Source organism: Halobium salinum, assembly GCF_026586625.1.
In the GTDB taxonomy this organism is placed as follows: Archaea; Halobacteriota; Halobacteria; order Halobacteriales; family Haloferacaceae; genus Halobium; species Halobium salinum.
Genome location: NZ_JAODIW010000004.1, coordinates 262,018 through 279,542, shown reverse-complemented (window position 1 = coordinate 279,542; position 17,525 = coordinate 262,018). Strand labels below are relative to the sequence as shown.

The window sequence follows — 17,525 nt, the reverse complement described above, 5'->3', positions numbered from 1 at the left end:
CGTGACACGGGGTAAGAGCTGAACGCATCTAAGCTCGAAACCCACTTGAAAAAGAGGTACCACCGAGGTCACTCGTAGAAGACGAGTTCGATAGACTCGGGGTGTACGCGCCGAGGCAACGAGGCGTTTAGCCCGCGAGCACTAACAGACCAAGCCACATTCATTACACCCATCAGGGTGTTCATCGGAATCCACGCGATGGATTCGACGGAACGAGTTCAGGCGTAAACTGGATTGCACGTACAACACGGTCCTTGGACCACCAACATTGGTATCATCACGGTTCGATTCCGTGAGTTGGCGTTAGGACGGCCAGAGCGGCGGGGCAACACCCGTACCCATCCCGAACACGGAAGTTAAGCCCGCCTGCGTTTCGGCCAGTACTGGAGTGCGCGAGCCTCTGGGAACACCGCTTCGCCGTCCCCCACTCATACTACAAAAGCCACCGAGCCACTGCAGTGGCTCGGTGGCTTTTTGCATATTCGGAGAGCGACGGCCACGTGTGTCGCCGGTCATCGTCGAAGAGCGACCGCGTTCACCACCTGCCTCGCGACCTACCTCACTCCCGAGCGACGACAGTCGTACGGTCGACTGTGGACTCGACGTAGCGACCGTTCTTCACGTTTCAGTTCCAGAACGACACCGCAGTGTCATTCATAGACAGTCGCACGTACCGCAAACGTCGCCGAGGAGTCGAAAGGTGCCGGCTGGGGGTGTCGGGCCTCGTCCGGCCGGTAACTGCGTGGGTATTCGTGACGGGCATCCCCGTCGAGCGGTGACTTCGTGGGTTCGACCCAGGGGATTCACGCCCCGAAGAGCACGTCGAAGACGACCGTCAGCTCCGCCGGCGCTCGGTTTCGAGTTCCGCGACCGACAGCGTGGCGAGCGAGGCGACGGTCTCGACCGACACGTCGAAGCGTTCGAGCGCGAGCAAGGCACCCTCGACGACCGGGCGGCGTCGGCCGTCCGGCTCGAACGAGGAGAGCGACAGCGGCGGCGACTCGTGAAGCCCGTCGACGCGAATCGCTCCGCCGTGGCGCGTCTCGATGGCGACCGCCAGCAGCGACCCGAGCAGGAGCGGGTCGCCACCGTCGGGGACGGGTCGGGCCGCCTCCAGCGCGCCCGCGAACGCGAGGTGGGCGGCGGCGTCGACATCGCCGACGATGGCACGCTCAAGCGCGGCGTCCTGCATCGCGTCGACGCCGGCGGTGGCGTCGGCAATCCGGTCGAGGTTCGAGTCGGTCATCCGTCGGTCGGCGCGGAGAGTCGGTAGTCGACGACGGTCCCGTCCGGCTGGAGCGTCACGGTTCCGAGGGTCACCGTCTCGCCTGCGGGAGTTTCGGCGGCGACTCGCCGGAGGACGGTCTCGCGGTCGAGGCGTTCCCAGACGACGCGCTCGACGAGCTCCTGGAACGCCTCGGGGTCGGTCCACCCCGAGTCGATGTCCGAGGGGACGCGAACGACGAACCGGAGTTCCTCGTCGGTCACGTGGACGCCGACGCCGAAGGTGTCCGCCTCCGCTCGTTCGAGGTCGTCGGCTCCGGCACCGTCTGCATCGACGGTGTCAGTAGCGGCGCTGTCCGCGTCCGCCCGACCGCTCCGGTCGTCGGATACTCCCGTCGACCTGTCTCCGTCGTCGACCGTCATTGGCGGTGGTACCGCTTCGACGCGGATAGGCACACCGGCTGACTCCCGACCGCAGAGAGGGGGTGTGATTCACACGCGAAGTCGGTCCAGGTAGAACGGCTTTTGCGGGGTGACCGGCCAGAGGGGGTAATGAGCTACAAGATCGGCCTCGTCGGCAAGCCCTCCGTGGGCAAGTCGAGTTTCTTCAACGCGGCGACGATGAACGACGTGCCCGAGGGGGCGTACCCGTTCACTACCATCGACCCCAGCGTGGGCGAGGCGTACGTCCGCGTGGAGTGTGCCGCCCCCGACTTCGAGGAGTCCTGCACGCCGAGTGTCGGGTTCTGTGACGACGGCGTCCGGTTCGTCCCGGCGAAACTCGTCGACGTGGCGGGGCTCATCCCCGGCGCCCACGAGGGGAAGGGTCTCGGCAACCAGTTCCTCACCGACCTCAACGAGGCGGACGTGCTGATTCACGTCGTCGACTTCTCGGGCAAGACCGACATCGAGGGCGAGCCGACGGAGGGCCACGACCCTCGCGACGACATAGACTTCCTCGAGAACGAACTCGACATGTGGTATCTCGACATCCTGGAGAAGGGAATCGAACGCTACCGTTCGGGGTACGAGGGTGAAGAGAAGCACATCGAGGCCGACCTCGCCGAGCAGATGAGCGCGTTCAAAATCAAGGAGGAGGAGCTGAAGCAGGTCGTCCTCGGGCAGGGCCTCGAACTCGACCCCGACGAGTGGGACGAGGCGGACCGCGAGGGGCTCGCCCGCGAGATTCGAAAGCGAACGAAGCCCATCTGCATCGCGGCGAACAAGATGGACGACCCCGCCGCCGCGGCGAACTTCGAGGAGATTACGAGCGACCCAGAGTACGACCACCTCACGTTCGTCCCCGCGAGCGCGCACGCGGAGAAGGCCTTGAAGAAGGCCGCGGAGGCCGGCGTCGTCGACTACCGCGCCGGGGACGACGAGTTCGACATCGTCGGCGACGTGAGCGACGAGCAGCGCGAGGGGCTCGAACAGATTCGTGACCACGTCGAACGCTACGACGGCACCGGCGTCCAGCGCGCCCTGGAGACCGCCCTCTTCGAGGTGATGGGGGCCATCGCGGTGTTCCCCGGGAGCGCGAACGGGAGCGCGAACGAGAAGGGCGTGTTCCGCGACTGCTTCGTGCTCCCGGAGGGGTCGACGACGGAGGACTTCGCGTACCACCTCCACAGCGACATCGGCGACGGCCTGCTCCACGGCGTCGACTGCCGCGACGGGCGACAGATCGGCTCCGGTCACGAACTCTCCGACCGCGACGTGGTCGAAATCGTCACGACGAACTGAAGGAGCGGAACTCACTTTCGAGGTTTCAGAACGGGAGACCGCCGGCGAGGAAGCCGGCGACGACGAGCAGCAGCACGGCGACGGCGGCCGCGGCGTGGAACGTCCGGCGGGCGTCGCGTGCCGGCGACCGCACCTTCCCGGCGTCGAGACCGTCGCGGAGCGTGGCGGCGCCCACCTCCACGAGCGCGGCGAGGACGAACCAGAGCAGCACCATCGTCAGCACGAGGTGACCGCGGGCGCTACCGAACAGGCTCTCGACCGTGTAGCCGGTGCCGGCCATGTGGCCGCCGGAGGCGAACAGGGCGAGCGCGCTGACTCGAGAGACGGTCGTGAGTTTCCCGACCAGCGGGCGAAAGGCGGTGACGCGCAGGTCGCCGGCGGCGGCGAGCGGGAGCACCGCGTACGCGGCGAACAGGACGCTCCCGGTCCACAGTCCGGCGAACAGCAGATGCACCGTCGCGGCGGCGGAATCGACGAACGACATGTCGGAGAGGAGGAGGATGGGCCGGTTAGTTCGGTCGGTTCGTCGGGGGGTCGTCGCCGACTGCGGGGTCGGTGCCCCCGCCGACACCTCCCCTCCTGTCGACACCTTTCCTCCCGTCGACACCTTTCCTCCCACCGTCGCCACCCGAACCGTCGTTGCCATCTGACCTGTCGTCGCCACCCGAACCGTCGTTGCCATCTGGCCTGTCGTCGCCACCCGAACTGTCGACGACCAGTCCCGCGGCGACGGCCGAGATGAGCGTGTCGCGGACGGCGCCGTAGCGTTCCTCGCCGACGTCCTCCTCGTGGAGCGTGAGGAAGGTCACCGACCGGATGGCGTGGGCGACCGTCTCGGGGTCGGGTCCGCGGAGGCGGCCCTCGTCGAACCAGCGTTCGACGTAGGGGAGGAAGTACCCGACCGACCGCTCCTGGTTCGCGGCGCGCTCCTCGTCGGTGTGGTACGCCCGGAGGCGGTCGAGGTCGTCCTCGACGACGAGGCGACGCACGAGGGGGTTGGTCTCGATTTCGTCCACGATGGCCGTGAGGAACGCCTCGATGGCGCGCCGGGGGTCGTCGTGGCGTCCGAACGACTCGGTGAGAACGTGGTCGGCGACGACCTCCCCTTCCGACTCCAGAATCTCGAGGTACAGCGCCTCCTTCGAGTCGAAGAACTGGTAGAACGTGCTCGGGGCGATGTCGACCACGTCGGTGAGGTCGCCGATTGTCGTCTTCCGGAGGCCGTAGCGGGCGAACAGCTCGTGGCCCGCCTCGCGCAGTCCCGCCCGGATGCGGTCGCGCTCGGCGTCGGAGAACCCCTTCATCGCACGTCCATCCGGGTGAAGCGACGGGCGCTGAGGGCGACGAGAGCCGCGGCGGCGACGAGCAGGAGCGCGGCGCCGACGAGGTCGTAGCTGCTCTCGACGAGGATGGCCATGGGGTCGTAGTACCACGTCGGACTCAGCCGGGCGAGGGGTTCGTAGTCGGTGCCGGTCAGCAGCGTCTCGAGCATGAACAGCCCGAAGACGACGCCGGCGGCGCCGCGTTGTGCGACGCTCTCCCGGCGGGCGAGCACGGACAGCAGGAGCCCGATGGCTGCACACGTCAGCAGATACGGCACCGACAGCGCGTGGACCGCGACGACGTCGACGGGCGCGAGGGGTTCGCCGACGAGGGCCGCTCCCGCGTAGACGACGGCGCCGACGACGACGTTGACGACGAGAATCGGCAGCAAAAGCGAGAGAAACTTCTCGACGACGACGCGGCGTCGCGAGACCGGGTTCGCCAGGAGCAGGTCCATGCGGTCGCGCTCGACGTCGCCGGCGATGAGCCCCGCGGCGCTGTAGGCGAGATACAGCCCCAGCAGGATGACCCAGCCGAACTGGTACAGCTCCGTCGCGAGGAACCCTTCGACGGTTCCCATCGCCGCGATGTCGAACGCGTTCGAGAACGCCGGCGGCAGCGCCTCGGCGTAGGCTTCGAGGTCGACCTGCGAGATGATGTCGGGGGCGATGGCGAGAAACATCGCGGCCATGAGCGCCAGTCCGACGGCGAGCGCACCCGACGCGAGGACGCGCCGCTCGGACTCGTACCGAGTGATTTCGAACATCAGGCGTCACCCCCGGTGTCCGCGGCGCCCCCACCGCGGGTGCGGTCACCTCCGGTGGTCGCCGTCGCGTCGGCTGGCGTGCCGGTCGTCGAGGCGTCGCCCGATATCTCGGCCGGAGCGTCCCCACTGGCGCCGTAGAAACGCATGAACACGTCCTCGAGCGGGGCGTCCTCGACCGTGAGATCCTGCACGTCGAACTCGAGAAGCCGCCGGAGCAGGGGTCCGAAGCCGCCGGTGTAGGTAAACGAGAACGCCGTGGTGTCGGTCGCCCCGTCCTGGTCGCCGTGGTCGTCGTGGTCCCCGTAGTCGCCGGTATCCTCGCTCCCCCCGTCGGACTCCGCCGTCCCCGACACCTGTAGGTCGTGGACGTCGGGGCCGTCGAACGCTCCGAGCGTAGGAGTCCCGGCCACGCGGACTCGAACGACCTTGCCGCTCCGGTCGAGCAGGGTCCGGACGTCCTCGAGTTCGACGAGGCGGCCGTCGCGGACGATGCCGACGCGGTCACACACCTTCTGGACCTCGCCGAGGATGTGCGAGGAGAAAAAGAGCGTCTTCCCGCGCTCGCGCTCGGACTCGAGGAAGGCGAGGAACTGTTCCTGCTTCAGCGGGTCGAGTCCCGAGGTCGGCTCGTCCATGACGACGAGGTCGGGGTCGTGCATGAACGCCAGCACGATGGCCAGCATCTGGCGGTTCCCACGGGAGTACTCGCCGACCTTCCGGTCGAGCGGTGGGGTGAAGCGTTCGAGGAGTTCCTCGCTTCTGGTGTCGCCGCGGAGGGAGGCGTAGTAGTCGAGCAGCCGTCGGCCGGTGACGGAGTCGTCGAACCCGGGGTCGCTCGGCAGGTAGCCGATTCGCTTGCGCGCCTCGATGAGTTCGCGCTCGTCGGTCACGTCGTGACCGAGCACGCGCGCGGTTCCGCTCGTCGGCGCCTGCAGTCCGAGGAGGGTGCGGATGGTGGTCGTCTTCCCGGCCCCGTTCGGACCGAGAAAGCCGAACACCTCTCCCGACTCGACGGTCAGGCTGAGGTCCTCGACCCCGAGAGTGTCCCCGTAGTACTTCGTCAACTTCCCCGTCTCGATTGCTGGCATGTCGTCCCTCCCACGCCGATACGGGTAGCGAACGCTTGAACGAATCGTTTTCACGGGTTTGAGTCGCTGAAGGTCGACAGACGCGACGACCGGGCACGTCGACGTACACTGCCGACTCCCCAGCGACCTTGTGTCGACGACGCGAACGACCGGTATGAGCAGCAACATGGAGTACGCGACGGTTCAGGGTGTCGACGTTCCGAAGGTCGGCCTCGGTACGTGGCGGATGGAGGGCCGGGAGTGTCGCGAGACCGTCGAGACCGCACTCGACCTCGGCTACCGACACGTCGACACCGCACAGGTGTACGGGAACGAACGACAGGTCGGCCGGGCAATCGCCGCCGCCGACGTCGACCGCGAGGACGTGTTTCTGACGACGAAGGTGAACCCCCGAAAGGCCGGCTACGACGACCTCCTCCTCTCGGTCGGGCGGAGTCTCGAACGCCTCGAGACCGACTACGTGGACCTCCTCCTGCTCCACTGGCCGAACCCACTCGTCGACGTCGGGGAGACGATGGACGCGATGGCCGCGCTGGTCGACCGCGGCGCCGTCCGCCACGTCGGCGTCAGCAACTTCGGCGTCCGCCGACTCCGGAAGGCGCGGAAGGCGGCCTCGGTCCCCGTGTTCGCCGACCAGGTGCAGTTCCACCCCTACTCGCCACAACGTGACCTCCTGCGCTACTGCCAGCGCGAGGACGTTCTCCTGACGGCCTACAGCCCGCTCGCACAGGGGTCGATGCTCGACGACGACGTGGTCGCCGACGTGGCGGCGCAGTACGACAAGTCGCCGGCGCAGGTCGCCCTGCGCTGGGCCACGCAGCACCGAAACGTCGCCGCCATCCCGAAGTCGACGAGCCGCGACCACCTCGCGGCCAACCTCGACATCTTCGACTTCAAACTCACCCGCGAGGAGGTCGACCGCATCACGCGACCCTCCCGGCTGAAGACCGGACTGACGATGGTCCGCGGGATGCTGTAGCCGCGGTTGGCCTCCGTCGAAGCTCACGCCCCATCGCCGCGCCTTCTATCGCCCGCGCTTCGCGCCCGCTTGGCGCGTGCCTCCTCCTCCCTCGCCGACGCTCTGCTGGCGCGCCCCCGAAATACATAATGATTATCTATGTGTGACAACAACTACCAAGGCGGCCACCATGTTCGAGCTCTCGTCCTCCGTCGGGTCGGTGACGGCCGTCCTACAGGCGGGTGGCGACGTCAGAACGCCGGCCACGGAGTTCGAGGCCATCTTCCGCGTGTTCCTCGTGCTCGGTGTGCTCGTCGGCGTCGTCGTCCTCGTCTACATGACCTACAACGCGGTGAAGTTCCGGGCGGGCGGGCCGAACACCGCCGAGGGTGACGCCGACCGGCCGCGACTCGGCGAGCTCCCGACCGGGAGCGGCGGCGGACGGAAGCTGTTCCTCTCGTTCGGCCTCAGCGCCGTCATCGTCCTCTCGCTCATCGCGTGGACGTACTCCTCGCTGCTGTACGTCGAGGGGGACCCACCGGGCGACGACGCACTCGACGTCGAGGTCGAGGGGTACCAGTGGGGGTGGGCGTTCACCTACCCCAACGGGTACACCGACAGCACCCTCCGCGTTCCCGCGGACCGACCCGTCCGACTTACGCTGACTTCTCGCGACGTGTTCCACAACTTCGGCGTCCCCGAGTTGCGGGTCAAGGCCGACGTCATCCCCGGCCAGGAGACCGACGCGTGGTTCGTCGCCGAGGAGCCGGGCACCCACACTATCAACTGCTACGAACTCTGCGGTGCCGGCCACTCCTACATGTCCGCCGACCTCGTCGTGATGGAACCCGACGCCTACGAGACGTGGTACGCCGGGACGGACAACTCGTCCGAGGGAAGTGAACCGGACGGAAACGAGACGACGAGCGCGAACGGAACGACCACCGCGAACGCGACGCTGGCGGGAGTCCTACCATGACGCGACGGAACCGACACCACGAGCGGGCGGAGAGAGACGGCGAGCACGACGAGCCGAGAGTTGCCGACGGCGGCCACGAGCGGCCAGCCGACACCGACGGCGGTCACGAACGCTCCCCGACCCCCTTGGAGGACGTCGGCGCAGTCGGCCGCGCGTTCCGCGTGGAAGAGTTGCCGCCGCTCTCCTCGGTTGCCCGGTGGTTCGTCACGACCAACCACAAGGACGTGGGCGTGCTGTACGTCGTCACCTCGCTGTTCTTCCTCGTCTTCGGTGGCGTACTCGCGCTGTTGATGCGGGCGGAGCTGTGGACCCCCGCCGCCGACCTGCTCGGCGCAAACGCGTACAACCAGGCGGTCTCCATCCACGGGATGGTGATGGTGTTCTGGTTCCTCTCGCCGCTCGCCTTCGGCTTCGCGAACTACATGGTCCCCCTGCAAATCGGCGCGGAGGACCTCGCCTTCCCGCGGCTAAACGCGCTCTCGTACTGGTTCTACCTCTTCTCGGGCCTCCTGCTCGGGGCCTCCTTCTTCCAGGAGGGTGCCTTCTCGGGCGGGTGGACGATGTACGCCCCGCTCAACGTCCCCGTCTACACGCCGGAGTTGGGGGCGACGACGACCGTACTCGCACTCCTCCTCTTCGTCGCGAGCATCACCGTCTCTTCGGTGAACTTCCTCACGACGATGCACCGGATGCGGGCGCCGGGGCTCACCCTCCGCAAACTGCCGCTGTTCACCTGGACCATCCTCCTCACCGTCTGGATGATGCTGTTCGCGTTCGCGGCGCTCGGGGCGGCGCTCGTCATCCTCACCTCGGACCGCGTGCTGGGGACGACCTACTTCGCCGCCGAGACGGCGGGCGGGTCGCTCCTGTGGGCGCACCTGTTCTGGTTCTTCGGCCACCCGGAGGTGTACATCGTCTTCTTCCCCGCGCTGGGCGTGATGGCCGAAATCTTCCAGACCTTCTCGGGGCGGCGACTGGTGGGCCGGAAGTGGTTCATCCTCGCGATGGTGCTCGTCGCCCTGCAGAGCTTCGCCGTCTGGATGCACCACATGTTCCTGACGAGCATCAACCTCCAGGTGAAGACGCTCTTCATGATAACCACCATCGGCATCTCGCTCCCCTTCGACCTCATGGTGTTCGCGCTCATCTACACGCTCGTCAAGGGGAAGGTGCGCTTCGAGACGCCGTTCCTCTTCGCCTTCGGCGCGCTCGCGCTGTTCATCCTCGGCGGCATCACGGGGGTGTTCCTCGGCGCCGTCGTCCTCGACTACGAGTTCCGGGGCACCTACTGGGTCGTCGCGCACTTCCACTACGTGATGGTCGGCGGCGTCACCGGGCTCGTCGGCGGGCTCTACTACTGGTTCCCGAAGATGACCGGCCGGATGTACGACGAGACGCTCGGGAAACTCCACTTCGCGCTGTACTTCGTCGGGTTCAACCTGCTCTACTTCCCGATGTTCGTGGCCTGGGAGACCCCCCGGCGCGTGTTCGTCTACGACGTCTCCCTGCTGCCGTGGCACCAACTCTCGACGGTCGGCGGCTTCCTGCTCGGGGCCTCCTTCCTCGTCATGTTCTACAACCTCACCCGGAGCCTCTGGGCCGGCGACCGCGTCGAGGGGAACCCCTGGGACTACACGACGACGGCCGAGTGGGCCGTCCCGTCGCCGCCGCCCCTCGAGAACTACCCCGAAGGGACGCCGACGTACGCCCGCGGAAAACTGGAGTTCCTCGCCCCGAGCGCCGTCCGCTCGCTCGGCCGGACCGGTGCCGACGGCGGCACCGACGAGGCGTCGACGCCGTCGACGGATGGGGGCACCGTGGTGCGGGACCGGTCGTCGGCGCCGGTCGTCCCCGAGACGGACTTCGACGAGGGCGGTCACGACGAGCACCACGCGAGCCACGCCAGCCCCTGGCCGTTCGTCGTCGGCGTCGCCGCCTTCTTCGCCCTGCTCGGACTCTCGGGCGTCAACGAGGGCGGCCTCTATCTCGTGCTCCTCGCCGTTGGCCTCCTGCTCGGCACCGTCGGCTTCGTCGCCTTCGGGCTCGAACCGTTCCACGTCCCCGAGATGGTCGCGGCCGAACGCTGGCCGTTCGCCGGCGTCGAGAACGCCAAACTCGGCGTGTGGATATTCCTCGCCAGCGACGTGGTGCTGTTCGGGGCGTTCGTCGGCTCGTACGCGTTCATCCGGGTCGCGTTCGGCTGGACGGCGTGGGAGCCGGTTCCCCACGACCCGTTCCCCGGGCTCGTGAACACCTACCTGCTCCTGACGAGCAGTTTCGCCGTCGTACTCGCGCTCGTTGCCGCCAAGAGGCGCAGTCGCGCCGGACTGGTCGGGAGCCTCGTCGTCACCTTCCTGCTCGGGGTCGCCTTCCTCGTGAACAAGGCGGTCGAGTGGCAGGAGCTGTTCCACGAGGGGCTCACCCTCTCCACCGGTGTCCGCACGTCGACGTTCTACCTCACGACGGGACTCCACGCCGCCCACGTCGTCGTCGGCTTGCTCATCCTGCTCTACCTCATCGCCCGAGCGCTGCGCGGGGGGTACCTCGACGACGACCGACCGGTGGAGTACTTCGGGCTCTACTGGCACTTCGTCGACATCGTCTGGCTGTTCCTCTTCCCGCTGTTCTACATCTTCTGACGGAGTGAGACCATGCACACGAAGCACACGAAACACATCGTCGAACCGAGAACCGCCGCGGGGACGAAGACCGGAGGACGCCGATGAGCCGCTTGAGACTATACGTCGCCATCTACGTCGTGCTGTTCGCGTTCGCGACGATGCAGGTGTTCGTCGAGGGACTCGGGCTCTCGTACTGGACCGGCTTCTGGGCGGTCATCGGCCTCTCGGCCGTGAAGGCGCTGCTCGTCGCCGGCTACTACCAGCACCTCCGCTTCGAACCCCGCTCGCTGTCGTACCTGATGCTGGTCGGGTTGACGGCTGCGGTAGTGCTCACCGCGGCCGCGGCGTACTCGATTAGCTGACGAGCCGCGCGCTTCGCTTCGTCCGTCCGTGTTCAGCCGGCGACGAGCAGTTTCACCGTGATGGCGACGACCAGGAGGAGACCGAGCGTCCAGACCCCGGCGGCGACGGCGGCGGCGCTCGACCGCCCGCGGTTACGGACGGCGAAGTAGGCGCCCCAGACGGCGAACAGGCCGACGACGCTCGCGAGGGCCAGCCCGAACGCCCACACCGGCGCCTCGCCGAGCGCCTCCGGCCCCCCGACGACGACGACGGCGGCGGCGACGGCGCCGACGAGCACGAGCGGGGCGAGGTACGGCCCGACCGTCGGCATCGCGCTCGTCGACCCGCCTCCAATCGAGGGTCGGGCCCTGCCGACCCCGGCGACGACGGGCGCGCCCCGCCAGTGGCGTACTCGGGTCGTCGCGCCGGCGACAGCGAGGAGCGCGAGCCCCATCAACAGCGCACTGACGACGTACACGAACTCTACCATGGTATCAGTTCCCACGATAGGTTGCGCGTCCGGCGGCTTAATTCCTCGCCTGCCGACGGCTCTCCGCTCTCACCCGGTCCAGACGATGCCGTAGGCGACGAACAGCACGAAGTAGAGCGCGACGAGCGCCGCGAGGAGCTTCAACTGGAGGACGAACAGCGCGTCGGCCTCGGCGTCGACGGCGCGCTCGTAGGCGTCGCGCTCCGCGGCGGTACGACGGTCGGGGTGGCGCTCGCCGACGTGGAGCGCCCGGTAGTCGGGCGTCGCGAACGGTCGGTCGCAGTACGGACAGCGCGGGGGCGCCACCTCGTGCGGGACGCGAAACGCGGGCTCGCCGACGAGGCGTTCGTCGAACCCACGGTGACCGGTCGCCATCGGTCCCACTACGCGGGCCGACGCTAAATACCCGGAGCACCGTCGTCGCCGATGCGGGCGCCTCTCGGGGACGGAGCCGGGCTCTCTCCCACCAACGCTTAACCACCTGTCGCTCCTACGACCCGCCGACGGTGGGACGATGGAGCGCGGTGGTCACGACCAGGAGCGGTCGGCGCGCGTCGACCTGACCCGACGGCAGGCTCTCCGCGTTCTCGGGGGCGGCGCCGTCGGGGCGGGGGTCGCCAGGGTCGCCTACGAGTACACCGGGTTCGGCATCGTCGCCGGCACCAACCTCACCGAGCAGTCGCTCGGACCTCTGGCGCGACGCCGCCTCGGTCCGTCGCCGTTCACGCTTCGGGTCCGGGGTCACGAACTGACGTTCGACGGGGAAGTAGTCGAGCGGCACGACAAAGCCGGGGAGCGGGTCGCCGCGGTTTCGATTACGGACGGCGAGCCGGGGGTCTCGGAAGACCCGGGAGAGCCGGCCGCGGCGCTCGCGGCGGACCTCGGAGCAATCGAAGCGGACGAGTTCGCGTTCGAGTTCACGGGGGTCGAAGGGTTCTTCCAGCGGCTCCGCGGGGGTCGGACCCGTCCCTTCACCGTCGCGGCGCTCCGCGGGGACGGGTTCCGACGACCGGACCCGGAGACGGTTCGAGCTTTCACCGGCGTCGGCCCCGCCGACCCCCGGTCGCTCGTGACCGGCCTCGCCGACGCGTTCGGCGGGCACGCCCACTTCGACTACGCCCGGTACGTCGCCGGCCTCGTACAGGAGTACCTGCTTCTCGGAACGATACCGGTCGAGAAACCGTTCCGGGAGCCGACGCACTTCGAGGCGATGCTCGACGGTACCTCGGGGCTCTACTGTTACGAGTACGCATTCCGCTCGGTCGAAGCGTTCCACGCCGTTCCGCCCCATCGCCAATCGGTCCCCGTCTTCGGCGCGCTCGTCCTCGACGACCGTCACAACCACGCCTACACCGCGCTCGCGAGCGTCGTCCGGGAGGACGGCGACCTCCGCGTTCCGATGACGTTCGTCGACTACTACTACTCCACGCTGTTCGACAACGTCGACCTGCAGTGGGCGCTCGGCGACGGAATCGGCGCGTACGACGAACACCACCGTGCGTCGGGGATTCACTACAGCACCCCCTGACACACCCACCGCTGACCCACCCGTTCCACGAGGAACTCCGGACCGGACCGAGAGAAGCAGGCCACCTCGCCGGGGAGCGGTCAGCGGGAGTCGACTCGGGGTCGCGCGTCCCGTCTTCGGTGGAGCCTGAGTCGGACGCCCTGCCCTCCCGATTCGAAGGACGCTGGACGCGTCGCTCGGGCACGTGGATTCGGGAGAAATGCTCCGTCAGGGATTCGAACCCTGGTCATTGCCGTGAGAGGGCAATATGATTGGCCGGACTACACCAACGGAGCGTGGTGCGCACTCCAACGTACCGCCGTTTGACGTATAACAGTTGCGCTTTCGGACCGTCGTGGCGTGGATTCACAGGCCACAGCGGCCCGGAGCGGCCGTGTCGGCTTCGAAGCGCTCGGCGGTCTCACTCGGCTCGGTCCGTTCGACGCCGTCGACTCAGCTTCCGCCGTCGGCTCAGCTCTCGCCGTCGAACGGCGACCCCGCCGCGTCCGGCTCGTGGCCTTTGAGACTGATGACGTTCTCGCGGCCGACCCGGAGCTTCGAGATGTCGCCCGACTCCTCCATGTCCGAGAGCAGCATGCTCACCTTCGACTTCGACCAGCCGGTCTGGTCGACGATCTTCACCTGCTTCATCCGGCCACCGTGGTCGCGGAGCATGGAGACGACGCGGTCTTCGTCCGAAAGCAACTCGCCGTCGCCGAGTCCCGGCGGCGCCCCCGCGGTCGCGCCCCCGTCGCCCGCGTCCGACTCGGAGACGCCCGCCGCGTCGGGTGCTTCGGTCCCGTCCGCCCCTCCCGGCCGCCCCGGCTCGTCCGACTCTCCTTCGAAGAACGACGGGTCGCGCTCGTCGTCACGATACCACCACACGGCGGCGGCGACGACGGCGACGAGCAACACCCCGACGCTGATGGGCAGTATCGGCAGCCCGCCGTCGGCGGAGCCGGGCGGTGTCGTCCCGTCGCCGGTCGAGCCGTTGGTCCCTTCGGTCGGTCCGGAGCCGCCGGTCCCGTTGGCCGTCCCCGTCTCCGAGCCGGCCCCGGTCTCCCGGTCGGCGGGGACGAAGACGACCCGCGGACGGTTGTCGGTGAACTCCTTCTCGCCCTGCCAGGTGACCGAGTCACTACTGCGGAGCGAGGAGGCGTTCGACGGCGTTCCTTCGGGGTCGACCGACTCGAAGACGACCGCGGGACCCGGTGAGATGACGAGTGTCTGCTGCGGGCCGAGGTACAACCCACCCTCGAACACGTCGCCGACGACGACGTTCCCCCCACGTTCGGCCGCGAACCCCGTCCAGAGGAACGACATCTCGACGACCCCGACCGGTCGCCCGAACGTCGTGTTCGTCACGGACGCCTGCCGAGAGAACTTCGTGGCGTTCATCTCACGGCCGGTGACGTTCTGTCCCTCGCCGGTCAGCGCCCGCGAGTCGGCTCTGAAGCGGCGGTAGAGGCTGGTCCGGTTCGAGTTGAACTCCGTGGCGAACGCCTCGAAGTTCTGCCGCTCGGACTCGTTCCCGAGGGTCCGTCGGTAGTGGAAGGTCCACTCCGCCGACCCGTTCTCGTACACCGTGAGCACGACCCGGTTGCGGTCGAAGGAGGCTTGTGAGAGGCTCGCCGGGTCGGCTGTGCCCGAGACGCTCTCCCGGTCAGGTACGCTCGAGACGCTCTCCCAGTCGGCTGCGCCTGGGGCGCTCGAAAGGCTCGCTGCGCTCGGTCCGCGTGGTGGTTCCGCGTCGGTACCGTCGAGCGACGCGGCCGGTGCGGGACGGACGCCGTCTGCCGACGATTCGGCAAGCGCCCCCGGAACGCCGAGCGACAGGGACGCAGAGAGGAGGAGGATCGACAGCAGGGCGGCCGAGCGTTGCATCGATGGAATACTGACGCGTGCGTGGCTAAAGTGTTTTTGACAGCGGACTGTCCACCTGTAACCACCGTGTCACTGGGCGACGGTATCGTTCACAGTCACTCACGGCGACCGGACGACTCGCCCGCCAGCGAGGACGCGCTCGGGGTCCTGCCACGCGGTCACGTCCTCGGTCGGGTCGGCGTCGAGAACGACGAGGTCGGCACGGAACCCGGCCGCGACTCGTCCCACCTCGTCGAGACCGAGCAGGTCGGCGGCGTTCGTCGTCGCCGCCCGGAGCGCGTGGTCTGGCGTCAACCCCCCTTCGACGAGCAGTTCCAGTTCCCGAGGGATGTCCGCGAAGCGGTTGAACGGCGTCCCGGCGTCGGTGCCCATCGCGATGGGTACGCCGGCGTCGAGGGCGTGTCCGAACGCCTCCGCGTGGCGTTCGCTCGCGGCCTCGGTCTTGCGGACGGCCTCCTCGGGGATGCCCGCCTCGACGCCGTTCTCGGCGATGCCGTGGAGCGCGCTCGCGGTCGGCACCCAGTACGTCCCCCGCTCGGCCATCAGTTCGGCGGTCTCCGCCGAGAGGAACGTCCCGTGTTCGACCGAGGCGATGCCGGCCCGGACGGCGTTCTCGATACCGGCGTCGCCGTGACAGTGCGCCGCCGTCGGCGTCGACTTCGCGTTCGCGGCCGACACCAGCGTCTCCAGCTCCTCCGGCGTCAGCTCGGGCAGACCGATTTTCGCCCCTTCGGTCAGTACCCCGCCGGTCGCCATACACTTCACCACGTCGGCGCCGGCTTTCAGCTGCTCCCTGACGGCCTTCCGCACCTCGTGTGGCCCGTCGGCCTCGCGGCCGAACCAGTGGCCGTGGCCGCCCGTCATCACGACGTTCTGCCCGGCGGCGAGCACGCGCGGCCCCTCCACGACGCCGGCGGCGACCGCCCGCTTCGCGTCGAGGGCGATGCCGTCGGGCGTCCCGAGGTCGCGGACGGCCGTCACACCTGCCTGGAGGGCGTCCCGGAGGTTCTCGACCGCGGTGAAGGCGAGGGTCGCCGTCGACGCCGACTGGTAGTCGGCCACGTCGGCCCGCCCGTCCATCGTCAGGTGGACGTGGGCGTCGACGAGACCGGGTGCGACGAACTGCCCCGACACGTCGGTCTCCTCGTCGACCTCGTATCCCGCGTCTTCGACCGCCTCGTCGCCGACGGCGACGATTCCTTCGCTTTCGATGCCCACGTCGGCCTCACGTGTACCGTCCGTGTCGACGACCGTCCCGCCGCGAAGTACGTGCATGGTCGGTCGTCGGCGGGGGAGTAGGTGAATCTAGGTGCGGCGGCGAACGCCCGGACGCGAGCACCCTCGAAAACCTCCGCGTGCCGGTGGGTCCAGCGCCTGTGAAAGCGGGTGTCCCTGAAGGAGACGTCGGTGAACACCGCGCTGGGGAAGTCGGCGTCGGCGCGGAACGTCGACTCGTGGAACACCGTAGCGTCGGCGTCGACGACCCAGTCACCCACAAATAAAAATCACAACACAGACCCGAGGCTCCGCCCGAACCTCACCGCACTGGGTCCCCTTCAGCCGAGTACGTTCCGGCACTCCTCGGCCGTGAACGCCGCGTTCACGGCGTTCGGCGAGCAGTGCTCGCACTCTTGTGTCGGGTTGGCGCTCCGGTCGTACGTCTTCAGCGGGCGGCCGAACAGGAAGAACGCCTCCAGCTGGAGCCGTTCGATGACGGCGTCCGCCGGCTCGCCGCAGTTGCCACACCCCTCCTCGCCGTCCACGGGGCGCTGAAAGGTGACCTTCCGGCGACCGACGCCGGCGTTCGAGAACGCCTCCGAGCGCGTGGTCTCGACGAGGTCCGCTGCGGGGTACGGCGCCTCCTCGACCCGGTTGTCGAAGCCGGCCTCGGACCCGACCTCGGCCGACAGGTACGGTCCGACGGACACCTCGTTCTCGTAGCCGACGAGGTGGACTGTCACGGTCGCCTCCCGACCTTCGACGACGACCTCGTTGTGGTGGCCGACGACGTAGATTTCGAGGTCGTGGTGCGCCTTCTCGATTCGAACCTCGCCGCGCGCCCCCGAGATGGACGCGCCCACCGTCGGGTCTTCGACCCGCCCCGACTGCTCCCAGCCGTCGAGTCGGAGGTCGTACTCTGCGGGGTCCGCTTCGGGCCCCTCGTCCCTGTCGAGGTCGAAGACGTTCTCCGCGCCCGAGACGCGGAGGTCGCCCTCGACGCCGTCGCGTGCGACGAACACGCCCTCGGCGCCCGAGATGCGGAGGTCACCGGCGACGCCGCCGGGGTCGACGTAGCCGTCCTCGATGTCACCCCGGACCTCGGTCTCGGGCGCCCAGCCGCCGGCGGCGCCGTCGGGGGCGACCCCGGTGAACACGTACTCCGCGTTCTTCACGTCGAGGTTGCCCTCGACGGCGTTCGGCCGGACGAAGCTGTCCGCCGTCCCGTGTAGTGCGACCGGCGGAGCCTCGCCGCCGGCGAGCGTCACGTCGCCGCTGTATCGGTGTGTCGTGGATTCGTGGGTCATCGAGTCGCCTCCTGGTCGTCGGTCGTGGCCGGTGTCGTCGTTCTGACGGTCGCTCGCGGCGCCGCCGGGTCTCTC

Annotated in this window: 17 protein-coding genes, 1 tRNA gene and 2 rRNA genes; 8 read left to right on the top strand and 12 right to left on the bottom strand. The window is 68.4% G+C overall.

What is annotated here, in order from left to right:
* Both N5095_RS01455 and rrf read left to right on the top strand, forming a co-directional pair.
* Positions 1-165 (top strand): 23S ribosomal RNA (locus N5095_RS01455); the annotation flags it as partial.
* A 139-nt stretch (positions 166-304) separates the two neighbouring features.
* Positions 305-426 (top strand): 5S ribosomal RNA (gene rrf / locus N5095_RS01450).
* Positions 427-835: 409 nt separating this feature from the next.
* On the opposite strand, the gene N5095_RS01445 is transcribed toward rrf, so the two are convergent.
* Complete coding sequence (locus N5095_RS01445; protein WP_267620262.1) at positions 836-1,246, bottom strand: hypothetical protein; 411 nt, start codon at positions 1,244-1,246, stop codon at positions 836-838.
* Positions 1,243-1,647, bottom strand: coding sequence for a DUF8124 family protein (locus N5095_RS22160; RefSeq protein ID WP_303651517.1), 405 nt, complete (start codon positions 1,645-1,647; stop codon positions 1,243-1,245). Before N5095_RS22160 ends, N5095_RS01445 begins: the two co-directional genes overlap by 4 nt.
* A 129-nt stretch (positions 1,648-1,776) precedes the next feature.
* Between N5095_RS22160 and N5095_RS01435 the strand changes: the two genes are divergently transcribed.
* On the top strand, positions 1,777-2,967 hold the full coding sequence (locus N5095_RS01435; protein WP_267620260.1) for a redox-regulated ATPase YchF: 1,191 nt from the start codon (positions 1,777-1,779) through the stop codon (positions 2,965-2,967).
* Positions 2,968-2,992: 25 nt separating this feature from the next.
* Here the strand turns inward: N5095_RS01435 and N5095_RS01430 are convergent, their stop codons facing one another.
* The 4 genes from N5095_RS01430 to N5095_RS01415 are packed head-to-tail and all read right to left on the bottom strand — an operon-like array spanning position 2,993 to position 6,144.
* Positions 2,993-3,451, bottom strand: coding sequence for a CopD family protein (locus N5095_RS01430; RefSeq protein ID WP_267620258.1), 459 nt, complete (start codon positions 3,449-3,451; stop codon positions 2,993-2,995).
* A 25-nt stretch (positions 3,452-3,476) separates the two neighbouring features.
* A complete protein-coding gene (locus tag N5095_RS01425) occupies positions 3,477-4,271 on the bottom strand; it encodes a TetR/AcrR family transcriptional regulator (protein ID WP_267620256.1) in 795 nt (264 codons plus the stop codon).
* Positions 4,268-5,056 carry an ABC transporter permease subunit gene (locus tag N5095_RS01420; protein ID WP_267620254.1) on the bottom strand — a complete coding sequence of 263 codons (789 nt, stop codon included), beginning with the start codon at positions 5,054-5,056 and terminating at the stop codon, positions 4,268-4,270. The genes N5095_RS01425 and N5095_RS01420 overlap by 4 nt, the downstream gene beginning before the upstream one ends.
* A complete protein-coding gene (locus tag N5095_RS01415) occupies positions 5,056-6,144 on the bottom strand; it encodes an ABC transporter ATP-binding protein (protein ID WP_267620252.1) in 1,089 nt (362 codons plus the stop codon). The genes N5095_RS01420 and N5095_RS01415 overlap by 1 nt, the downstream gene beginning before the upstream one ends.
* Before the next feature lie 166 nt (positions 6,145-6,310).
* On the opposite strand from N5095_RS01415, the gene N5095_RS01410 reads away from it, so the two are divergent.
* The 4 genes from N5095_RS01410 (at position 6,311) to N5095_RS01395 (ending at position 11,064) form a co-directional block, all read left to right on the top strand.
* Entirely contained in the window at positions 6,311-7,123 is an 813-nt protein-coding gene (locus N5095_RS01410) for an aldo/keto reductase (protein ID WP_390202424.1), read from the top strand.
* Positions 7,124-7,292: 169 nt separating this feature from the next.
* The gene (coxB, locus tag N5095_RS01405; protein ID WP_267620248.1) at positions 7,293-8,081 is read left to right on the top strand and encodes a cytochrome c oxidase subunit II; all 789 of its coding nucleotides are present in this window, start codon (positions 7,293-7,295) and stop codon (positions 8,079-8,081) included.
* Positions 8,078-10,720, top strand: a complete 2,643-nt coding sequence (locus N5095_RS01400) for a cbb3-type cytochrome c oxidase subunit I (RefSeq protein ID WP_267620246.1) — start codon at positions 8,078-8,080, stop codon at positions 10,718-10,720. The genes coxB and N5095_RS01400 overlap by 4 nt, the downstream gene beginning before the upstream one ends.
* A gap of 83 nt (positions 10,721-10,803) precedes the next feature.
* On the top strand, positions 10,804-11,064 hold the full coding sequence (locus N5095_RS01395; protein WP_267620245.1) for a cytochrome C oxidase subunit IV family protein: 261 nt from the start codon (positions 10,804-10,806) through the stop codon (positions 11,062-11,064).
* A 32-nt stretch (positions 11,065-11,096) separates the two neighbouring features.
* Here N5095_RS01395 and N5095_RS01390 read toward each other — a convergent pair whose 3' ends face one another.
* Both N5095_RS01390 and N5095_RS01385 read right to left on the bottom strand, forming a co-directional pair.
* The gene (locus N5095_RS01390; protein WP_267620244.1) at positions 11,097-11,534 is read right to left on the bottom strand and encodes a hypothetical protein; all 438 of its coding nucleotides are present in this window, start codon (positions 11,532-11,534) and stop codon (positions 11,097-11,099) included.
* 69 nt (positions 11,535-11,603) lie between these two features.
* Complete coding sequence (locus tag N5095_RS01385) at positions 11,604-11,909, bottom strand: DUF7410 domain-containing protein (RefSeq protein WP_267620242.1); 306 nt, start codon at positions 11,907-11,909, stop codon at positions 11,604-11,606.
* 139 nt (positions 11,910-12,048) lie between these two features.
* Here N5095_RS01385 and N5095_RS01380 point away from each other — a divergent pair, with 139 nt between their 5' ends.
* Positions 12,049-13,062: a hypothetical protein gene (locus N5095_RS01380; protein ID WP_267620240.1), complete on the top strand. Its 1,014-nt coding sequence runs from the start codon at positions 12,049-12,051 to the stop codon at positions 13,060-13,062.
* Between the two features lie 200 nt (positions 13,063-13,262).
* Here the strand turns inward: N5095_RS01380 and N5095_RS01375 are convergent.
* The 4 genes from N5095_RS01375 to N5095_RS01360 all read right to left on the bottom strand — a co-directional run bounded on the left by N5095_RS01375 (position 13,263) and on the right by N5095_RS01360 (position 17,450).
* A tRNA-Glu gene (locus N5095_RS01375) sits at positions 13,263-13,337 on the bottom strand.
* A gap of 175 nt (positions 13,338-13,512) precedes the next feature.
* The gene (locus N5095_RS01370) at positions 13,513-14,925 is read right to left on the bottom strand and encodes a helix-turn-helix transcriptional regulator (protein WP_267620238.1); all 1,413 of its coding nucleotides are present in this window, start codon (positions 14,923-14,925) and stop codon (positions 13,513-13,515) included.
* Positions 14,926-15,024: 99 nt separating this feature from the next.
* The gene (locus tag N5095_RS01365) at positions 15,025-16,200 is read right to left on the bottom strand and encodes a metal-dependent hydrolase family protein (RefSeq protein ID WP_267620235.1); all 1,176 of its coding nucleotides are present in this window, start codon (positions 16,198-16,200) and stop codon (positions 15,025-15,027) included.
* A 281-nt stretch (positions 16,201-16,481) separates the two neighbouring features.
* Positions 16,482-17,450 carry a hypothetical protein gene (locus tag N5095_RS01360; RefSeq protein ID WP_267620233.1) on the bottom strand — a complete coding sequence of 323 codons (969 nt, stop codon included), beginning with the start codon at positions 17,448-17,450 and terminating at the stop codon, positions 16,482-16,484.
* Positions 17,451-17,525: the final 75 nt, after the last annotated feature.